This is a genomic window from Rhodococcus sp. 14-2483-1-2, from assembly GCF_002259405.1.
Classification (GTDB): Bacteria; Actinomycetota; Actinomycetes; order Mycobacteriales; family Mycobacteriaceae; genus Rhodococcoides.
The window spans coordinates 792525-811520 of the sequence record NZ_NPFW01000022.1; the positions used below are offsets into that span (position 1 = coordinate 792525).

Consider the following 18996-nt stretch of genomic DNA (forward strand, 5'->3'; position numbering starts at 1 on the left):
GATGCCGATTCCCGAATTCGTCCGCGCCCTGCGCAGCGTCGTCGGTACGTCGCCGCTGTGGCTGTCCGGTGTCAGCGCTGTCGTTCTCGACGACGACCGGCGCGTGCTGCTGACCCTGCGAGCGGACAACAACACCTGGGCCGTGGTCTCCGGAATCCTCGAACCGGGCGAGGAACCCGCCCCGGCCGCCCTGCGCGAGATCGGCGAGGAAACCGGGGTCGACGCCTCGATCGTGCGCCTGACGAGCGTCGACGTGACGGAGCCGATCACGTACCCCAACGGCGACGTCGCGCAGTATCTCGACATCACGTTCCTCGCTCGGTACACCGGAGGCACGCCTCATGTTGCCGATGACGAGAATCTCGACGTCGCCTGGTTCGCACTGGACGCCCTCCCGGAAAACCTCACGGCCACTTCGCGATTGCGCATAGAGAAGGCCATCGCCGGCGAGCCGTCGGCGTGGTTCCGGCGCTGACTCCCCCACCCCACCGAGGACACCGTTCCACCGAACCGCCCCCCTCTCGATTCATAATGTGATATCACTTTACTATCAACATCGAGAGGGAGGTTCTCATGTCCGCACCTGCAACCGTCGCCGAGAAGCCGACGGGTACCCCGACCACCACCATCGCCGAGCGCCCGGGATGGGATCTGCCCGGCTGGTCGATGCTCGGCATCGGCCTCACGCTGTTCCTCGGCGGAATCGCCGCGTTCGCGCTCGGGCTCGTGTTCACCGTCGTAGGACTCGTCGCAGCCGGGGTCGTTCTGTTCGTTCTCTCACTGCCGGCACTCATGGGCTTGACGCTGGTGCAACCGAATCAGGCTCGCGTTCTTCAGCTTCTCGGGAGTTCGTACAGCGGCACCCTGCGGACGCCGGGACTTCGTTGGACCAATCCGTTGACGTACCGCCGGGCCATCTCGACGCGAATCCGCAACCACGAGACCGGGCAATCGAAGGTCAACGACGCCGACGGCAATCCGATCGAGATCTCCGCCATCGTCGTCTGGCAGGTTGCCGATACTGCACTGGCATCGTTCCAGGTCGATGACTACGAGGAGTTCGTCGCCGTCCAGACCGAGTCTGCCGTCCGGCACATCGCCGGTAGCTACCCGTACGACGCCGAAGGGCGAATGTCGTTGCGGGAGAACGCCGACGAGATCACTGCCGCCATGTCGGAGGAGGTGCACGCACGTGTACGTTCGGCCGGGGTCGAGGTGATCGAAACCCGAATCAACCGTCTGGCCTATGCCCCGGAGATCGCCCAGGCAATGTTGCGGCGTCAGCAGGCCGGGGCGGTCATCGCCGCCCGTCAGCAGATCGTCGAAGGTGCCGTCGGAATGGTCGAGATGGCGCTCGGGAAGCTCGAGGAGAAGCACGTCGTCGAGCTCGACGAGGAGCGCAAGGCCACGATGGTGTCGAATCTGCTCGTGGTGCTGTGCAGCGACCGCGACACGCAACCTGTCGTCAACACCGGATCGCTGTACCAGTGAGCCATGGCCGTCGAACGTAAGAAGCTACTGCTGCGGTTGGACCCAGCGGTGCACGACGCCCTCGCCCGCTGGGCCTCCGACGAATTGCGGAGCACCAACGCTCAGATCGAGTTCCTGCTGCGGCGCGCGCTGAGCGAGAAGGGCCGAATGCCCAAGGACGCCGAGGACATTCGCCCGCCGGGACGCCCACCGAATTCGTGAGCGTCCCGGAACGGCGCGAGCGGTCTCAGAAGTCCCAGTCCTCGTCTTCGGTGTTGACGGCCTTGCCGATGACGTACGAGGAACCCGAACCGGAGAAGAAGTCGTGGTTCTCGTCGGCGTTGGGTGAGAGCGCCGACAGGATCGCCGGGTTGACGTCCGTCTCGTCCTTGGGGAACAGGCCCTCGTAGCCGAGATTGTTCAGTGCCTTGTTGGCGTTGTAGCGCAGGAACTTCTTGACGTCCTCGGTCAGGCCGATCTCGTCGTAGAGGTCCTGGGTGTACTCGACCTCGTTGTCGTACAACTCGAACAGCAACTCGAACGTGTAGTTCTTGAGCTCCTCACGCTGCGCCTCGCTGACCTTCTCGAGACCCTTCTGGTACTTGTAGCCGATGTAGTACCCGTGCACGGCCTCGTCGCGGATGATCAGACGGATCAGGTCCGCGGTGTTGGTGAGCTTGGCCCGTGAGGACCAGTACATCGGCAGGTAGAAGCCGGAGTAGAACAGGAACGACTCGAGCAGGGTCGACGCGACCTTGCGCTTGAGCGGATCGTCACCGTGGTAGAAGTTGAGGACGATCTCGGCTTTGCGCTGGAGGTTGACGTTCTCCTCGGACCAGCGGAACGCGTCGTCGATGTCGCGGGTGGAGCTGAGGGTGGAGAAGATGGAACTGTAGCTCTTGGCGTGCACCGATTCCATGAACGCGATGTTGGTGTACACCGCTTCCTCGTGGGGAGTGATGGCGTCCGGGATGAGGCTGACAGCGCCGACTGTGCCCTGAATGGTGTCCAGCAGCGTCAGTCCGGTGAACACGCGCATCGTCAACTGCTTCTCGACAGCGGTCAGCGTCGCCCACGACGGGATGTCGTTGGACACCGGCACCTTCTCGGGCAGCCAGAAATTACTGGTGAGACGCTCCCAGACTTCGGAGTCCTTGTCGTCCTGGACCCGATTCCAGTTGATCGCGGAGACACGATCGATGAGCTTTACCATGAGTGCCTACCTACAGGTCGATGAGCGAGAAGTGGGGACGAAGCTACGTGAAAAGTCGCTGACACGAACACTACCCGTTGTGTCCGACAGTTCAGGGAGGCACTACAAAGTGTGCCCGGAGTGTTGCCGCGGGGAACGACCGTGGTCTCACGAGTCAACGGTCACCACCCCACCGAGCACGGGACGGTTCCGGCCTCGATGGCAGCCACCAACTGCGCGTGATCACGCTCGTTCTGATCGGCGTAGGCGTGCGCGAAGGCAACCATCGCCCGATCGACATTGTCTCCGCGGCCGAGATAGTCGGCGATCGCCTCCGCGTCACCACTACGGGCGTGCGCTCGCGCGAGAACCTCACCGCACGCGGTGGCGAATTCGGTAAGGTACGGCCCGATGATCTCGCCGTCGGGAATGACCTTCATGTCGCGGAACTGCCGAACGTAGAAGTTCATGTCCCCCACAGCCGTCCATCCCACGAACATGTCGGTCGCGCTCTGCAGCATTCTCTGTCCGTTGACCACGCGGGCACCGTGATTGTCGTACCTGCTCGGTTCGAGAAACTGCTCGAACACCGACGGCCCTGCCTGCTTGATCTGCAGGAAGAACGGGTCGCACGTCCGCCGTTCTTCCAGCAGTGCCAGATACACCCGCATTCCCACGCTCCCGACGCCGACCACCTGTCGAACGACGTCGAGAACTCGGAACCTGGACAGCAGACTCCAGATGTGGTCGTCGACCGACTCGCTGTAACCGGCGATCACCGCCTGCACCAGCTCGATCTGGGAATCACCCACGTGCGTGCGAAAAGGTGCGTCCTCGCGAATTCTTCGACGCCCGTCCCTCGTCTCGGTGAACTTGCGGGACGCCCCACGGCTGGTCCGACGCTCGGCTTTCGTTTCGATGAGTTTCTCTGCGTGACGGGCGATGCCCGACGAGAAGTGACCGAGCAGACCTGCGACGTCGATGCGGTCGTACCAGATGTCGATCTCCGGCGTGTTCGCGTATGCCCTCATCTTTCTGCAATACGCCGCCGTCATTGCTGCGACCGCCCGATCGGAACGCTGCGCATCGACCCCGTTCTCTCGCCCGAGGACCACCAGTGACGTCGCCAGCCGTTTGAGGTCCCATTCGAACGGGCCGGGCAGGGTTTCGTCGAAGTCGCGGAGGTCGAAGTACAGGTTTCGTTCGGGAGTGGCCCACAATCCGAAGTTCAGCACGTGCGCATCTCCACACAACTGGACCTCGACGCCGGTGTGCGGAGTCGACGCGAGGTCGGCTGCCATCACGGCAGCGGCACCACGGAAGTAGGTCCACGGCGATGCGGACATTCGGGCGTATCGGATCGGCAGCAGCTCCGGCACCCGAATGACGTTCTGCGCCAGCACTGTTTCGAGCGCATCGTGACCACGCGAGGCCGGATCCCACAAGGCCAAGCGGCTGCGGGGTACGCGCCGGCGGGCGTGTCGACCACGCAAGAATTGCTCGGAAGGACGCGCGTCCTTCCGAGCAATCGTCACATCGGTGTTGGATTCGACCTCGCCGCCCGCTTCGGTGTCCATGCCTGATTATGCTCCGCAGCGCGCCGCGGTACAGCGGTATTCGCCACGGGTCGACCGACAGCGACGACTACAGCATGCAGGACACGCAGCCCTCCACCTCGGTGCCCTCGAGGGCCAACTGACGCAGACGGATGTAGTACAGCGTCTTGATGCCCTTGCGCCATGCGTAGATCTGCGCGCGGTTGATGTCGCGGGTGGTGGCGGTGTCCTTGAAGAACAGCGTCAACGACAGGCCCTGATCCACGTGTTGCGTTGCGGCAGCGTAGGTGTCGATGATCTTCTCGTACCCGATCTCGTACGCGTCCTGGTAGTAATCCAGGTTGTCGTTGTCGAGGTACGGTGCCGGGTAGTAGACGCGGCCGATCTTGCCTTCCTTGCGAATCTCGATCTTCGACGCCACCGGGTGAATCGACGAGGTGGAGTTGTTGATGTACGAGATGGAGCCGGTCGGCGGCACTGCCTGCAGGTTCTGGTTGTAGATTCCGTACTCCTGCACCGACGCCTTCAGCGCGGACCAGTCGGCCTGCGTCGGAATGGTGACATCGGAGTCGGCGAACAGCTTCGCGACCTTGGGCGTAGCGGGTTCCCAGACCTGATCGGTGTACTTGTCGAAGAACTCCCCCGACGCATACTTGGAATCCGGGAAGCCCTTGAAGTACTGGCCGCGCGCCTTGGCCAGCTGGTTCGAGGCCTGAATGGCGTGGAACAACACCGTGTAGAAGTAGATGTTGGTGAAGTCGATTCCCTCGGTCGACCCGTAGTGAATGCGCTCGCGGGCGAGGTAACCGTGCAGGTTCATCTGACCCAGGCCGATGGCATGAGAATCGTTGTTGCCCTGCTCGATCGACGGCACGGAGAAGATGTGCGTCTGATCCGACACAGCGGTGAGGCCGCGAATGGCCACGGCGATGGTCTTACCGAAGTCGGGCGAGTCCATCGTCTTCGCGATGTTCAGCGAACCGAGGTTGCACGAGATGTCCTTGCCGACATGGCTGTACGAGAGATCGTCGTTGAACGTCGACGGCGTCGAGACCTGGAGAATCTCCGAGCACAGGTTGGAGTGCGTGATCTTGCCCTTCACCGGGTTCGCACGATTGACGGTGTCCTCGTACATGATGTACGGGTAACCGGACTCGAACTGCAACTCGGCGAGCGTCTGGAAGAACTCACGCGACTTGATCTTGGTCTTGCGAATCCGCTTGTCGTCGACCATCTCGTAGTACTTCTCGGAGACGTCGATATCTGCGAACGGGACGCCGTAGATGCGTTCGACGTCGTACGGCGAGAACAGGTACATGTCCTCGTTCTTCTTCGCCAGCTCGAACGTGATGTCCGGGATGACGATTCCGAGCGAGAGCGTCTTGATGCGGATCTTCTCGTCCGCGTTCTCACGCTTGGTGTCGAGGAACTTGTAGACGTCGGGGTGATGCGCGTGCAAGTACACCGCGCCTGCGCCCTGACGTGCACCGAGCTGGTTGGCGTACGAGAACGAGTCCTCGAGCAGCTTCATGATCGGGATGACACCCGAGGACTGGTTCTCGATGCGCTTGATGGGCGCACCGGCCTCGCGAATGTTGCTCAACAGCAAGGCAACTCCGCCACCGCGCTTGGACAGCTGCAGAGCAGAGTTGATGGAGCGGCCGATGGACTCCATGTTGTCCTCGATACGCAGCAGGAAGCAGGACACGGGCTCGCCGCGCTGCTTCTTGCCGGAGTTGAGGAAGGTCGGTGTAGCGGGCTGGAAGCGGCCGGCGATGATTTCGTCGACCAGATCGGTGGCCAGAGCCTCGTCCCCGGCGGCCAGCGTCAGCGCCACCATGCACACCCGGTCCTCGAAACGCTCGAGGTAACGCTTGCCGTCGAACGTCTTGAGCGTGTACGAGGTGTAGTACTTGAACGCCCCGAGGAACGTGGGGAACCGGAACTTCTTCGAGTACGCGTGGTTGATCAGGAACTTGACGAACTCGCGGGAGTACTGATCCAGAACCTCGGGCTCGTAGTAGTTCTCCTCGACGAGGTAGTCCAACTTCTCGTCCAGATCGTGGAAGAACACGGTGTTCTGATTGACGTGCTGCAGGAAGTACTGATTGGCAGCCTCGCGATCCTTCTCGAACTGGATCTCACCGTTGGGACCGTACAGATTGAGCATCGCGTTGAGCGCGTGGTAATCCATGTCGCCGTCGCCGCGGACGGTGGTGGGTACGGGTGCTGCGTCGGTGATGGTCGGTGCCACGGCGATGCTCCTACTGGGTATGTGGTGTGTGGTGCTCTAGTGCGTGTGGGCGGCGCGTCGGACTTCACGTTCCCAGAAGTCCTCCAGCCCCTCGCGGACCCGCACTACGTCCTCGGGGGTGCCCATCAATTCGAATCGGTACAGATACGGAACTGCGCACTTCTGCGAAATGACATCTCCCGCAAAGCAGAACGAGTCACCGAAGTTCGTGTTTCCGGCAGCGATGACAGCTCGGATCAACGAGCGATTGTGCTCGTCGTTGAGAAACTTGATCACTCGCTTGGGGACGTAGTTGGTGTCGCGCCCGGAGTACGTGGTCCCTCCCCCGTACGTCGGCACGACGAGAACGTAGGGAGTGTCGACACGAAAGGTGCCGTCCGGATCACGCAGAGGGATTCGTGTCGCGGGAATGCCCAGCTTCGAGACGAAGCGATGAGTGTTCTCGGACGCGCTGGAGAAGTAGACCAGTGAGTGGGAGGACTGCGGTTGCGAACTCACCGCTCACTCACTTTCTCGTTCTGTTCAAGCAGCGTTCGCTGCGAGGGTCTTGATACGGTCCGGACGGAAGCCGGACCAGTGATCGTCACCGGCGACGACAACCGGGGCCTGCAGGTAACCGAGGGCCATGACGTAGTCGCGCGCTTCGGGATCCTGCGAGATGTCGATGACCGAGTACTCGATACCCGCCTTGTCGAGGGCGCGGTAGGTGGCATTGCACTGAACGCAGGCGGGCTTGGTGTAAACGGTGATGCTCATGGTGTCCCTCTTTCCGTTGTCGCCATCGGGTGCACCGACGCGACCGATGTGCTCTGCGTGTGGCACCGAGAACATCTCCCGCTCAGGGCGACTTCGACCTGCTCGAGCCCGTTGTGCACGTTCTTCGAGTTGTGGCCTCTCGGTCGGTCAAACACTACACCTAGTGTCCGACATCTGCCTACAACACGAGATGTTGCGAACAACATGCTTGGTATTCGCTGGTCACGGCTTTATCGGGCCGGAAATATCGAGCTGCATCGGCGTGTCGCACGTCACACCGACTATGTGTTGTCCATCACAACGGAACTCGGCCGGGACAGTGACGCGTGCCGACGCTCCCCCGGCACGACGAAGGGCCCTCGAACTTCTCCGAGGGCCCTCGTCGTCGATCACGCAGTCGTCAGCGCTGACGCGCCTTGAACCGCGGTTCCTTCTTGTTGATCACGAACACCGTGCCACGGCGTCGTACCACCTGTGCACCGGGCTTGTTCTTGAGCGATTTCAACGAGTTTCTCACCTTCATGAAACCATCTTACATGAAAATGATTCTCATAACCGAGACAGGGTCACGCACTCACGAGTTCGTCGGCAGCCTTGACCAACTCGGCGACGACATGGCCGATCTCACCGGAGACCTCGGCGTTCTCGCGCGGGTGCGCCGAACCGAACTTGTCCATGGTGCCGCCGATGGAGAGCTGGACATCTTCGAGAACGGTTCCGCCTGCTATGCGCACGGCCTTGCTGGTGTCCTCGTGTGCCCACTTGGCTCCGTTGCCGCTGGGCGACGCGCTGATGACGACGACCGGCTTGCCCACCATGGCACCTGCACCGTACGGACGGGAGAGCCAGTCGATGGCGTTCTTCAGCACGGCCGGAATGGTGCCGTTGTATTCGGGCGTGACCAGCAACAACGCCGAGGCCTTTTCGGCAGCGGCCCGCAGCGCGAGTGCGCCCTCGGGCACCGATCCCTCGACGTCGATGTCCTCGTTGTAGAAGGGGACATCTCCGAGTCCGTCGTAGACCACTACCTCGGCACCGGCGGGTGCCACGGTGACAGCGGTCTCGGCGATTCGCCTGTTCACCGACTCGGCGCGCAGGCTTCCGACGAGAACGAGTACATGAGCGTCTGACATGAGGTTATTCCTTCGCAAGTTCGGATGACGTGATCGTCGTGTCAATTCCTACCATCCAAACGGACCGTGGTCCATTTATGTTCCCGGCAAGGTAGGCTTCGGCTGTGACCGGCCCGATGCTGCCCATAGCGGGCGAGGAATCCGAACGGTGCGACGCAGCGCGCAACCGTCGGCTGCTCCTCGACGCCGCAACGGATCTGGTGGCGACCGTCGGAGCCGACGCCATCACCATGGACGCAGTGGCCAGCAAGGCCGGAGTGGGCAAGGGCACAGTATTCCGTCGCTTCGGGAACCGGGCCGGGCTGATGCGCGCGTTGCTCGACCACACCGAGAAGAAGCTGCAGCACTCGTTCATGTTCGGCGACCCGCCGCTCGGCCCGGGAGCCGACCCGATCGATCGCCTCGTCGCTTTCGGCCGAGCTCGACTGGAGTTCGTCAACGTCCAGGGGGAAGTGCTGCGCGCCGCGGAGAGCGCTGACGACGCGCGATATTCCGCCCCGGCGCACATGGTCAACTTCACCCACGTCCTGTCGCTGCTCCGCGCAGCCGAGGTGGACGGGGATCTCGAATTGCTCGCGTACTGGCTGCTCACACCACTCGAGGCCACCCTGGTACTCCACCAGTACCGAGATCTGGGGATGCCGATGGATCGCCTGGCCGACGGCTGGGAAGACCTAGTACGCCGGGCAACTCGAGTCCGATAGCCATCGGGGCAACTCGCCTTCGGCAGATCCGTCGCTCACAGCCCGACGACGGCCGCGGCCGCCGCGTGCAGCGCGGTGCCGTACGCGCGGCCGTGCCCGGCCGCGTGAACGGCGAGCGGATGCAGCTGATGCAGAGCCGTGCGCTCGCGCCACCCGGATCGCAACGGCTGCACCGCCTCGTAGCCGTCGACGACGACGTCGAGGTGGGGGCAACCGAACAGTGCGAGCATCGCCAGATCGGTCTCGCGGTGCCCACCGTGCGCTGCCGGGTCGATCAGCACCACTCCCGCGTCGGTCCAGAACACGTTGCCGTTCCAGAGGTCGCCGTGAATACGGCTCGGCGGCTCCGCGTCGTCGAAGTCGCCGTCCGCGATGCGTCCGCACGCCGATTCGACGATCGCCGCCTCGCCCTGTGTCACGGTGCCGGCGTCGACCGCGATTCGGAGAAACGGCACCACTCGTTCGGCCGCGTAGAAGGCACCCCAGGTTCGGTGCACCGTACTGCTCATGGGCCGGGATCCGATGAACAGCTGACCCGAGAAAGCGACGCCGTCGGAGCCGACCGGCGGCGCACCGAACCCACCGGCTCCGGCAGAGTGCGTCGATGCCAGTGCGCGCCCGAATCGTTCGGCTGCGGCGAGCGTGGGACGGGCCGCGGCCAGCCGCTCGAGTTCGATGTACGTCCGGTCGTGCCCGATCACTTCGACGACCGGGGCCGCCGCCTCGCCGAGCCACCGAAGCCCGGCGGCCTCGGCGGCGTAGAAGTCGGGGTGGGCCTGGGGGTTTCGCTTGACGAAGGTATCGGAGGATCCACTCACGACCACCGACACTACGCACGGCGCGAGATCGAATCCCGGCACTCGTCATTAGGATGGCGTGATGGGACACATCAACTCGGAATTGCGCTCGGGGATCATGCGTGAGCTGGCCGTGCAGTCGACCATCGACCCGATCACGGAGGTCCGCAGACGAGTGGACTTTCTCAAGGACTACCTGGCGTCGACTCCGGCCTCGGGATTCGTACTCGGAATCAGTGGCGGTCAGGACAGCACGCTCACCGGCAAACTCGCCCAACAGGCAGCAACGGAGCTCCGAGCCGACGGACACGAGGCCGAGTTCGTCGCCGTTCGCCTCCCCTACGGTGTGCAGGCCGACGAGGACGACGCATCGATCGCGTTGAAATTCATCGATCCCGACCGCACGGTGACGGTGAACATCAAGGACGCTGCCGACGCCGCAGCGGCCGCGACCGCGGACGCGCTGGGAAGTGCCGAAATCCGAGACTTCGTCCGCGGCAACATCAAGGCCCGCCAGCGCATGGTGGCCCAGTACGCACTCGCCGGCGAACTCGGCTACGTCGTGGTGGGCACCGATCACGCCGCCGAGGCGATCACCGGTTTCTTCACCAAGTTCGGTGACGGCGGCGTCGATCTGACTCCGCTGACCGGCTTGAGCAAGCGTCAAGGTGCGGCGCTGCTGCGCGAACTGGGAGCACCCGAGAGCACCTGGCGCAAAGTTCCCACCGCAGATCTCGAGGACGATCGTCCGGCGCTACCCGACGAGGAAGCGCTCGGTGTCACGTACGAACAGATCGACGACTACCTGGAGGGCAAGGACGTCACCGACGAGGTCGCCGACAAGCTGGAGAAGATGTTCCTCGCAACTCGTCACAAGCGCACGGTGCCCGTGACGCCGTTCGACGATTGGTGGAAGAGAAGCAGCTGAATCGGGCAGCCACAGGTCGGTGGCGCGGCGAACCGGGTGTGCTCAGCCGCCGGCGAAGGGCGGCAGTACGTCGACCCTGCCGCCGATCGTGCGCCCGAGATCGCGGGTGAGATCATCTCCCACCAGGTAGGCCGAGACCCGAAGAATCGGCTCCATCGGCGCGCCGTGCCGAGACAGGATCAGCTCTCGCAGATCGGCGAGGGTGGCACCGACCGGCACGGTGAGGTACTCGGACTCGCAGTGCGACGCGTCGACCGCTGCAGCGAAGTACCGCACCTCCACCCGGGTGTCAGCCACCGATGGCTCCCATGCTGCGGGTGGGAGGTACGAAGCCGTCGGCGTCGATGCCGTGCCCCGCCCACTTGTTCCACATCGCCCCGCGCCACACCGCTGCCAGTTCGTCGTCGGTGGCACCGCCGCGCAGAGCTGCCCGAAGATCGGTCTCGTCGTCGCTGAACAGACAGGACCGAATCGTTCCTTCTGCAGTGATCCTGGTGCGGTCGCAATCACCGCAGAACGAGCGCGTCACCGACGCGATGATGCCGACGGTCGCATCGGTACCGTCGACGCTCCATTCCTCGGCCGGTGCCGACGGATCGGCGCGCCCCACCTCACGTAGGTCGAACTCGGTGGACAGCTCGTCGAGCAAGGTCTGGGCGTCGATCATGTTGGCCCGAGCCCACTCGTGGTCGGCATCGAGCGGCATCTGCTCGATGAAGCGCAGTGCCACCCCTTCGTCGAGACACCAGCGCAGTAGATCGACTGCACCGGACAGCGTGTCGCGCATCAGAACTGCGTTGATCTTCACCGGACCGATGCCCGCTCGCTTCGCCGCTCGGATGCCGGCCAGTACCGACGGCAATCGGTCGCGTCTGGTCAGCCGCGCGAAATCTTCGCGGTCGACCGAATCCAGGGACACGTTGACCCGGGTCAAACCGGCATCGGCCAGTGCCCCGGCGCGGTGCTCCAGACCCACTGCGTTGGTGGTCATCGACAGCGGTACACCTGCCGCAGCATCGGAGCACAGCCTCAAGATCTCGTCGAGGTCGCGGCGCATCAGCGGCTCGCCTCCGGTGAAGCGCACGTCCCGAATACCCAGCAGCCGCACGGACACCGACACCACTCGCGCGATCTCGGTCGGCGTGAGCAGGTTCGACGCAGGAATGGCCGGAAGCCCCTCCTCCGGCATGCAGTAGGTGCACCGCAAGGAGCATTTCTCGGTGATGGAGATACGCAGGTCGCGCGCGACTCGGCCGAATCGATCGATCAGATGCGGCACGTCCGGCCGGTCGGACACCGAGCCGACACTGCCTGCCGTCGAACCCGTGGTGGTGCCGAACCCGGGAATGCCCAGCGAGGTGACACTGTCCACCGTCACCTCGTACCTCGTCTCCGTCGGAAATCACGTCTGTCGTTCGTGTGTCTACCCATTATGCCGCAGCCCACACCGAGTGGACGGATCGGCGTGCTTAGGATTGGCACCCATGACGGTTGAGCACACGCACGCGATCACTGGATTCGCACAGTGACCGCTGTATCGGTCGAGGAACACACCGCCGCGGTCGAGACTCTGCTCGCGGCGTTGACCACGAGAACAGCTCAGCGAATTCCTCTCGACGACGCGCTGGGACGCGTCGCGTTCGCGGACGTGCGATCGCCGGTCGATCTGCCGCTGTTCCGCAACTCGCAGATGGACGGCTATGCCGTGGATTCTCGATCCGTGGCCACGACCCCGGTGACGCTTCCGGTCTCGACGATCATCGCCGCAGGCCCGACGGAATCGGCAGTCCTCGCCTCGGGCAGCGCCGCCAAGATCATGACCGGTGCCCCCATTCCGGACGGAGCGGACGCAATCGTCCCCGTCGAAGACACCTCCGTACCGGCGGCCGGTTCCGTGACGATCGAAAGAAGCCGCGCAGCAGGTGAATTCGTACGCGAGCAGGGCAGCGACGTACGCGTCGGAACAGTCCTGGTCGAGTCGGGCCGCGTTCTGGAACCCCGACACATCTCCGTTCTCGCTGCCGTCGGCTTCGGCGACATCGACGTTCGTTCGCGTCCACGCGTGGCCGTCGTGACCACCGGTGCCGAACTGGTCGACGCCGGCTCGACGCTGACGCCCGGTCAGATCTACGACTCGAACGGCATCACCCTCGCCGCACACCTTCGCGCCAGCGGCGCAGAGGTGGTCTCCGTCTCGCGCAGCTCCGACGAGCCGAGCCGCTTTCGCGAGATCCTCGACGCCGCAGCAGAATCGGTCGAGCTGATCATCACGTCCGGCGGAGTATCGATGGGCGACTTCGAGGTGGTCAAGGACGTACTCCGGCCGCTCGGCGGCAACTTCGGGTCGGTTCGTATGCAGCCGGGTGGTCCGCAGGGCATCACGATGTTCGACGGTGTTCCCGTGCTCAGCTTTCCCGGCAATCCCGTCAGTACGGTCGTCTCGTACATCATGTTCGCGCGCAACATCGTTCGGCGAGCGGCCGGTCTGCCGCCGGTACTCTCGACCCATGCGGCCCTGCACGAACCGATCGTGTCTCCGCCCGGTCGAAGACAACTGCTCCGTGGCCGATTGCGCGACGACGGGCGGGTGGAGCTCGTCGCCGGTCCCGGCTCGCACCTGGTCGCTGCACTGGCATGGGCCGATGTGCTGATCGACATCGACTCCGAGACAACCGAACTCGCTGCAGGATCCGACGTGGAGGTGTGGCCACTGTGACCACAGATGTACCGCAACCCCAACTGTCTCATCTCGACGATCAGGGCCGCGCCCGCATGGTCGATGTGGCGCACAAGAAGGAAACCTCGCGCACGGCCGTCGCCGCCGGTGAGTTCGTCACCACCGCCGAGGTCGTCGCGCTCGTGCGCGCGGACGACATGCCCAAGGCCGACGTTCTCGCCACCGCCCGCATCGCGGGCATCTCGGCGGCGAAGAAGACGTCGGAACTGATTCCGCTGTGCCACCAGCTCGCCCTCTCCTCGGTGAAGATCTCGTTCGGATTCACCGACTCGTCGATCACGGTCGAGGCAACCGCCCGCACCACCGGACGTACCGGGGTGGAGATGGAAGCACTGACCGCGGTCGCCGTAGCCGGCCTGACGCTGCACGACATGGTCAAGGCCGTCGATCCCGGTGCCACCATGAACGGTGTCCGGTTGCTCACCAAAGACGGCGGTAAGCACGGACATTGGCAACGGGACGACGCAGCGGACTCCCCCGATTCTGCGGCTGCGCCGATATTCGATTCCTCACGGTCCGCAGCGGTTCTGGTCGCCTCGACCGGCGGCGCGAACGGATCTCGCCCGGACACCACCGGCCCCACCATCGCGTCCTGGTTGACCGACCGGGGCTTCGCCGTGCGTGGCCCACTGGTGTACGCCGATGCCGACATCGCTACGGGGTTGCAGGACGCCCTACGCGGCGAACCGTCGCTGATCGTCAGCACGGGCGGCACCGGCGTATCCCCCACCGATGCAACCCCCGAGGCGACGGCGGCGCTCCTCGACATCGACATGCCGGGGATAGCCGATGCGATCCGAACCCGCGGAACATCTGCGACACCTCATGCGGTGCTCAGCCGCGGTGTCTCGGGTCTGATCGGACGCACGCTCGTAGTCAACCTGCCGGGCTCGCCGGGTGGCGTGAAGGACGGACTCTCCGTTCTCGACCCGCTCCTCGACCATGTGCTGGCCCAGATCGCCGGAGGAGGCCCCCACGATGAGTGAGCTCGTCGCCCGTATCTCGAACGAACCGTTGAGCACTGCCGAAGTAGAGGTGGCAGTTCAGGATTCGCGTCACGGTGCCGTTGTACTGTTCAGCGGAATCGTGCGCGATCACGACGGCGGGCATGCGGTGGAGACTCTGGAATACCGCGCACATCCCGACGCGGAACGCTTCCTGAGCCGCTGCTGCTCGGAGGTATCGGCAGAGACGGGATTGGCAGTGGCCGCAGTACATCGCGTCGGCGATCTACGGGTCGGCGACCTCGCGCTCGTCGCGGCCGTCGGCTCGGCTCATCGCGCCGAAGCGTTCGAAGCCTGCGCCCGACTCGTCGAGCGCATCAAAGCCGAGGTCCCGATCTGGAAGCGTCAGGGATTCGAGGGCGGACGTACCGAGTGGGTCGGGCTGTAAAGGAACTAACCGGTCTCGAGATAACGATGGACCGGAAGCATGGCGGAGGCGTCGTCGGCGTCGTCCGGTCCTCTCACGCAGGCACGCAACCGCTGCTCGACGGCCGACGCATCGAGATCGGTACCGATCAGCACCAGTGACGTCTGCTCGGGCTCACCCCGGGCCCACGACGCAGCCTCGAATCGGATGTGTCGGCCCACCGTGTGCACGATGAACTTCTGCGTGTAGCCGGTGATGCCGAAGTGCACGAATCCCTTGATGCGGTAGAGGTTTCCGGAAGGATTCTCCAAGAACTCGATCAGACGGCGCGGTTCGACGGGAACCGTCGTGACGAATTCGGTGTGTGAGTACTGCGCGTGCAGGTGATGGTCATGATCGTGGTCGTGATCGTGGTTCTCCCGGAGTAGCTCGTCGAACGACAGCTGCACCGCCATTGCCGAATCCACCGAGTGATCGTCACGCCGATCGAACAGCAGCAGCGGGTCGACCCGACCGAAGGCCACGGGTACGACGGGCACGTCTCCTACGACGGACTGCACCGTCGACACCACCGCGGAGCGCTCGGACTCGGTCACCGCATCCGACTTGTTCAGCACCACCAGGTCGGCCAATTGCAGGTGCTGGTCGATCTCGGGATGGCGCGTGCGGGTCCGCGGGAACTCCACCGCGTCGACGACACCGACGAGCCCGCCGTAGACGATGAATTCGTTCTGGCTACCCCGAACCATTCTGATGAGATTGCGGGGTTCGGCCAGGCCACTGGCCTCCACCACGATCACGTCGATGGCGGACCGACGGTGCGCGAGGGCGTCGAACATCGCGTCCATATCGCTGATGTCGACGGCGCAACAGATGCAGCCGTTACCGAGTGAGACCATCGAATCGACCTGGCCGGCCACGAGCATCGAGTCGATGTTGATCGCCCCGAAGTCGTTGACCACGACCCCTATTCGGATGCCGGAATCATTGCGCAGCAGGTGGTTCAGAAGCGTGGTCTTACCTGCTCCGAGAAAGCCCGCAACTATCACCACCGGAATTCGTCGACGCGCCACGGCGTCCGAGACTACCGGTCGATGAGAATCTGTTTCAGCAGGCCTCGAGCGAACGTCGACACACTGCTCACGTTGTCCGGGGTCGCGAGTCCTGCCAGGCCGTCGACGCCGAATGCATTCACGTACGGGGACACGCTCTCGAGCAACCTCGACAATGCGCTACGCCCCTCGGCCGCGGGGCCTGCGGGGCCGGTTGACGTCGCTGCGGGCGCGGCGGTGTCGGTCGTCGCTGTCGCGGCGGGGGTAGCCGCAGTCGTGGTGACGGCGTCCGCTGGGGTGGAGGCGGTTTCGGCCCCGAGGAGGTAGTCGATGATCCCCGTCGAGATCGCGATCGCATGCTTCAGCTGACCGTCCGAGCTCTCGAGAAGAGCTGCGTCGCCGGGGTTGGATCCGTTGCCCATCTCGACGAACACGAGGGGCACCGTGGTCAGCGCGGGCCCGGCGACATCGGATCGTTCCTGTATCCCGTTCTCGACCCCTGCGTAGTTCGCGGGCTCGAAGCCTGCGCGCACGTAGGAGTCTCGCATCAGCGTCGATGCCGACCGTCCCCCCTCGGACTGGGCAGCATCGGCAGCCGCGCTCGGAATCGGCAGAGTGGGAACGATCAGATGGAACCCGTGCTTGTCCGCATCGGTCGTCGTACTCGTGGAGTCCGCATGAATACTCACGGCCACGTCGGCACCGGACTCGCTGGCGGCCCGCGCCCTGTCGTCGACGCATCCGCCCCAGCCGGTGTCGTCGGCTCGACTCGTCTCGACCGTCGCACCCAGACTCTCCAGGCTCGATCGGACCAGCTCGCTGACTTTCCAGTTGATCGTGTGCTCGGGCACGCCGTCCAGTGTGGTCATACCGGTGGTCTGGCAATCCTTGGTGCCTCCCCGCCCGTCGTTCACCTGCCGCTGCAGATTCTCCGAGTGTGCGGTGCCCTGGTGACCCGGGTCGAGGAACACTGTCTTCCCCGACAACTCGGTGCCGGCGGCGGGCGCTGTGCTGGACGGTGCGGCGATGGCCGGCGCCGACACGAGCACTCCGACACCGAGCACTCCGGCGCACATCAGCGCCGTTACTGCCGACCTTGTCATCGGTGCAGATTTCATATCGTCGTGGGCGCAACGGTGGAGCTCGCTGCGCTACTCCCCTCTCGGCCCCTCGGACACCGCTGATCCGAGCGGTCACCGCATCGCGGGGCACCACACGTCACAACAGACACTTGCGCCTCAAGTGAAGCAGAAGACGGCCCCGGGGAGACTCGCACAATGATTCGTTAGGGAAATGAGTGCCTTCCGTGACCGATTCGTTGCCGACACGAATGGTCGTTTCACGCCGAGATCGTCCACGGCCCCACCGAAACGACCACGAACCGACTCGATGATGGAAAACCGCCTTCGAACCGGCCGGTTCGTCTTTTGTCTCCTTTATGACACACGGTCGCAGCGAGACAATGTTCTCGCATGCATATCGACGTTTCGGTAACCACACGATCCGATTTCGAGACAATTCTGGGAATTACGTAACAATTCCCCGGCCCGCGTGGATAACCACATTGTTCAGCCGTATAGTCGCTTCAGTTCGATCTGGACATCCCCGCATCATCCCCTGCATCATTGGAGAGCTTCAGCATGGCCAGAAAAGTCTATGTGCAACTAGTCGACGACATCGACGAAAAACCGATCGAATCCGGTGGCGAACACATAACCTATTCGGTCAACGGAGTCAGCTACGAAATCGACCTGAGCGACAAGAACGCGAAGGAATTTCACCGCAAGCTCGACTATTACATCGAGCACTCCACCAAGGTCGGTGGAAAGCGAACGAAGAAGTCGAGCACTCCCGCAACCGGCGCCAAGCGCGACGCCAATCAGACCAAAGCCATCAGAGAATGGGCCAAGGCGAACGGCCACAACATCTCGGCGCGAGGCAGAATCCCCGCCGAGGTAGAGCAGGCGTTCGACGCAGCACACTGAGCCGTCGATCGACGAATCGGCTCCGGGCGGGACGCTCGGATGCCGACTCGGCGGTCGGTGACACCGAAACAAGAAAAGCGTCGCCCGGGGGCGACGCTTTTTCATTGACCGAAAACGAGCTTGTCCTTCACGGTGGAGCTAAGGGGACTCGAACCCCTGACCCCCACACTGCCAGTGTGGTGCGCTACCAGCTGCGCCATAGCCCCGAGTACTGCGTGCTCCCGCTCATGCGGTTGCTCGAACGAAGTTACACCATCGGTCGCAGCAGCAACAAATCACCTGGTGCGGCCGGTACCGAATCCTCGATCACCGACCGCACCCACGCCCAGGAGATCAGTTGATCGACGCAAGCCATTCCGAGTCACCGAGCGCATCGACGACCTGACCGTCGACGAGGACCCCTGGCGTTCCACGGGCACCCGACGCCGCCAACGCGTCCCGTCCGGTGTTCGCATCCGCTACTGCTGCGTCGCGCTGCGCACCGGCGGCGATGCACTCCGTTGCCAGATCGCTGGCTCCGACGGATCGGGCGAGTTCCGCAAGTTCGGCATCGGTTCGGTCGGAGTCACCACCTTCTTCGGGGCGAAATTCCGGGTCGAACAGCCCGGCGTGAAATGCGGAGTAGACCCGCGCGTTCTCTGTCGCTGCCACGCAGTGCGACGCCGCGACGGCACGCGTCGAATAGTCACCGGACGGCGACTGCGGATCCAGGAAATTGACCAGGTGGTAATTCACCGAGACGACACCGTCGTCGATTTTCTGAGCCAGCTCCTGGCCGTGTTTCACTTCGAGGTCGCCACAGAACGGGCACATCGGATCCTCGAAGACATCGATGACCCGCTGCGCTTCCGGACGCGACAGCTGCACCACCCCGTCACCCGGCAACGACAATTCGACCACCGGATTCTTGACCGTTCCGTAGCCATCGTTGCGTGGAGCGTCGCTTCCGCTCTGCCACATGATCGCCACCGCGATGACGATCACCACTACGACGAATGCGATGCCACCCAATACGTAGGTCATCGTATTGGAGGTTGCCTCGGGTGTGTGTTTCGTACTCG

At 63.7% G+C, this 18996-nt stretch carries 23 protein-coding genes and 1 tRNA gene; 10 read left to right on the top strand and 14 right to left on the bottom strand.

Features of this window, described 5'->3' with window-relative positions; translation table 11 throughout:
- Window position 1: 1 nt before the first annotated feature.
- From CH295_RS24710 to CH295_RS24720, 3 genes are all read left to right on the top strand, one after another.
- Window positions 2–475: an NUDIX hydrolase gene (locus CH295_RS24710; protein WP_037189792.1), complete on the top strand. Its 474-nt coding sequence runs from the start codon at window positions 2–4 to the stop codon at window positions 473–475.
- A gap of 98 nt (window positions 476–573) precedes the next feature.
- Window positions 574–1491 carry an SPFH domain-containing protein gene (locus CH295_RS24715; protein ID WP_037189793.1) on the top strand — a complete coding sequence of 306 codons (918 nt, stop codon included), beginning with the start codon at window positions 574–576 and terminating at the stop codon, window positions 1489–1491.
- A gap of 3 nt (window positions 1492–1494) precedes the next feature.
- A complete protein-coding gene (locus CH295_RS24720) occupies window positions 1495–1692 on the top strand; it encodes a type II toxin-antitoxin system antitoxin (protein WP_094742116.1) in 198 nt (65 codons plus the stop codon).
- Window positions 1693–1717: 25 nt separating this feature from the next.
- Here the strand turns inward: CH295_RS24720 and nrdF are convergent, their stop codons facing one another.
- The 7 genes from nrdF to CH295_RS24755 all read right to left on the bottom strand — a co-directional run bounded on the left by nrdF (window position 1718) and on the right by CH295_RS24755 (window position 8361).
- A complete protein-coding gene (gene nrdF, locus CH295_RS24725) occupies window positions 1718–2683 on the bottom strand; it encodes a class 1b ribonucleoside-diphosphate reductase subunit beta (protein ID WP_008717549.1) in 966 nt (321 codons plus the stop codon).
- Window positions 2684–2844: 161 nt separating this feature from the next.
- A complete protein-coding gene (locus CH295_RS24730) occupies window positions 2845–4239 on the bottom strand; it encodes a DUF2252 domain-containing protein (RefSeq protein WP_094742117.1) in 1395 nt (464 codons plus the stop codon).
- Between the two features lie 67 nt (window positions 4240–4306).
- Window positions 4307–6472 (bottom strand): class 1b ribonucleoside-diphosphate reductase subunit alpha, encoded by a 2166-nt coding sequence (nrdE, locus tag CH295_RS24735; protein ID WP_037189798.1) that lies wholly within the window; start codon window positions 6470–6472, stop codon window positions 4307–4309.
- A gap of 36 nt (window positions 6473–6508) precedes the next feature.
- Window positions 6509–6970, bottom strand: coding sequence for a class Ib ribonucleoside-diphosphate reductase assembly flavoprotein NrdI (gene nrdI, locus CH295_RS24740; RefSeq protein WP_037189800.1), 462 nt, complete (start codon window positions 6968–6970; stop codon window positions 6509–6511).
- 24 nt (window positions 6971–6994) lie between these two features.
- Complete coding sequence (locus CH295_RS24745) at window positions 6995–7228, bottom strand: redoxin NrdH (RefSeq protein WP_032398330.1); 234 nt, start codon at window positions 7226–7228, stop codon at window positions 6995–6997.
- A 400-nt stretch (window positions 7229–7628) separates the two neighbouring features.
- Window positions 7629–7751, bottom strand: a complete 123-nt coding sequence (ykgO, locus tag CH295_RS24750; protein ID WP_037189801.1) for a type B 50S ribosomal protein L36 — start codon at window positions 7749–7751, stop codon at window positions 7629–7631.
- A 43-nt stretch (window positions 7752–7794) separates the two neighbouring features.
- A complete protein-coding gene (locus CH295_RS24755; RefSeq protein WP_037189802.1) occupies window positions 7795–8361 on the bottom strand; it encodes an NAD(P)H-dependent oxidoreductase in 567 nt (188 codons plus the stop codon).
- A gap of 104 nt (window positions 8362–8465) precedes the next feature.
- Between CH295_RS24755 and CH295_RS24760 the strand changes: the two genes are divergently transcribed.
- Window positions 8466–9065: a TetR/AcrR family transcriptional regulator gene (locus CH295_RS24760; RefSeq protein WP_037189803.1), complete on the top strand. Its 600-nt coding sequence runs from the start codon at window positions 8466–8468 to the stop codon at window positions 9063–9065.
- 35 nt (window positions 9066–9100) lie between these two features.
- Here CH295_RS24760 and CH295_RS24765 read toward each other — a convergent pair whose 3' ends face one another.
- The gene (locus CH295_RS24765) at window positions 9101–9889 is read right to left on the bottom strand and encodes a fructosamine kinase family protein (protein ID WP_094742229.1); all 789 of its coding nucleotides are present in this window, start codon (window positions 9887–9889) and stop codon (window positions 9101–9103) included.
- A gap of 55 nt (window positions 9890–9944) precedes the next feature.
- Between CH295_RS24765 and nadE the strand changes: the two genes are divergently transcribed.
- Entirely contained in the window at window positions 9945–10790 is an 846-nt protein-coding gene (nadE, locus tag CH295_RS24770; protein WP_037189807.1) for an NAD(+) synthase, read from the top strand.
- A 42-nt stretch (window positions 10791–10832) separates the two neighbouring features.
- Here nadE and CH295_RS24775 read toward each other — a convergent pair whose 3' ends face one another.
- Window positions 10833–11087, bottom strand: coding sequence for a MoaD/ThiS family protein (locus CH295_RS24775; RefSeq protein WP_037189809.1), 255 nt, complete (start codon window positions 11085–11087; stop codon window positions 10833–10835).
- Window positions 11080–12168: a GTP 3',8-cyclase MoaA gene (gene moaA / locus CH295_RS24780; protein WP_502694534.1), complete on the bottom strand. Its 1089-nt coding sequence runs from the start codon at window positions 12166–12168 to the stop codon at window positions 11080–11082. Before moaA ends, CH295_RS24775 begins: the two co-directional genes overlap by 8 nt.
- 147 nt (window positions 12169–12315) lie before the next feature.
- Between moaA and CH295_RS24785 the strand changes: the two genes are divergently transcribed.
- From CH295_RS24785 to CH295_RS24795, 3 genes are read left to right on the top strand one after another with little or no spacing between them, the layout of a single operon-like run.
- Window positions 12316–13506 carry a molybdopterin molybdotransferase MoeA gene (locus tag CH295_RS24785; RefSeq protein ID WP_094742118.1) on the top strand — a complete coding sequence of 397 codons (1191 nt, stop codon included), beginning with the start codon at window positions 12316–12318 and terminating at the stop codon, window positions 13504–13506.
- On the top strand, window positions 13503–14513 hold the full coding sequence (gene moaCB / locus CH295_RS24790) for a bifunctional molybdenum cofactor biosynthesis protein MoaC/MoaB (RefSeq protein ID WP_094742231.1): 1011 nt from the start codon (window positions 13503–13505) through the stop codon (window positions 14511–14513). Before CH295_RS24785 ends, moaCB begins: the two co-directional genes overlap by 4 nt.
- Window positions 14506–14919, top strand: a complete 414-nt coding sequence (locus CH295_RS24795; protein WP_037189816.1) for a molybdenum cofactor biosynthesis protein MoaE — start codon at window positions 14506–14508, stop codon at window positions 14917–14919. Before moaCB ends, CH295_RS24795 begins: the two co-directional genes overlap by 8 nt.
- Window positions 14920–14924: 5 nt before the next feature.
- Here CH295_RS24795 and CH295_RS24800 read toward each other — a convergent pair whose 3' ends face one another.
- On the bottom strand, window positions 14925–15971 hold the full coding sequence (locus CH295_RS24800; RefSeq protein ID WP_094742119.1) for a CobW family GTP-binding protein: 1047 nt from the start codon (window positions 15969–15971) through the stop codon (window positions 14925–14927).
- An 11-nt stretch (window positions 15972–15982) separates the two neighbouring features.
- Entirely contained in the window at window positions 15983–17053 is a 1071-nt protein-coding gene (locus CH295_RS24805; RefSeq protein ID WP_094742120.1) for an N-acetylmuramoyl-L-alanine amidase, read from the bottom strand.
- A 537-nt stretch (window positions 17054–17590) separates the two neighbouring features.
- Between CH295_RS24805 and CH295_RS24810 the strand changes: the two genes are divergently transcribed.
- Window positions 17591–17935 (top strand): histone-like nucleoid-structuring protein Lsr2, encoded by a 345-nt coding sequence (locus CH295_RS24810; RefSeq protein WP_037190211.1) that lies wholly within the window; start codon window positions 17591–17593, stop codon window positions 17933–17935.
- Window positions 17936–18068: 133 nt separating this feature from the next.
- Here the strand turns inward: CH295_RS24810 and CH295_RS24815 are convergent.
- Window positions 18069–18141: transfer RNA gene (locus CH295_RS24815), tRNA-Ala, on the bottom strand.
- On the opposite strand from CH295_RS24815, the gene CH295_RS27945 reads away from it, so the two are divergent.
- Window positions 18112–18276, top strand: coding sequence for a hypothetical protein (locus tag CH295_RS27945; RefSeq protein WP_155292893.1), 165 nt, complete (start codon window positions 18112–18114; stop codon window positions 18274–18276). The two genes, CH295_RS24815 and CH295_RS27945, sit on opposite strands and share 30 nt — an antisense overlap.
- Here the strand turns inward: CH295_RS27945 and CH295_RS24820 are convergent.
- On the bottom strand, window positions 18269–18958 hold the full coding sequence (locus tag CH295_RS24820) for a DsbA family protein (RefSeq protein ID WP_094742121.1): 690 nt from the start codon (window positions 18956–18958) through the stop codon (window positions 18269–18271). The two genes, CH295_RS27945 and CH295_RS24820, sit on opposite strands and share 8 nt — an antisense overlap.
- Window positions 18959–18996 lie beyond the last annotated feature (38 nt).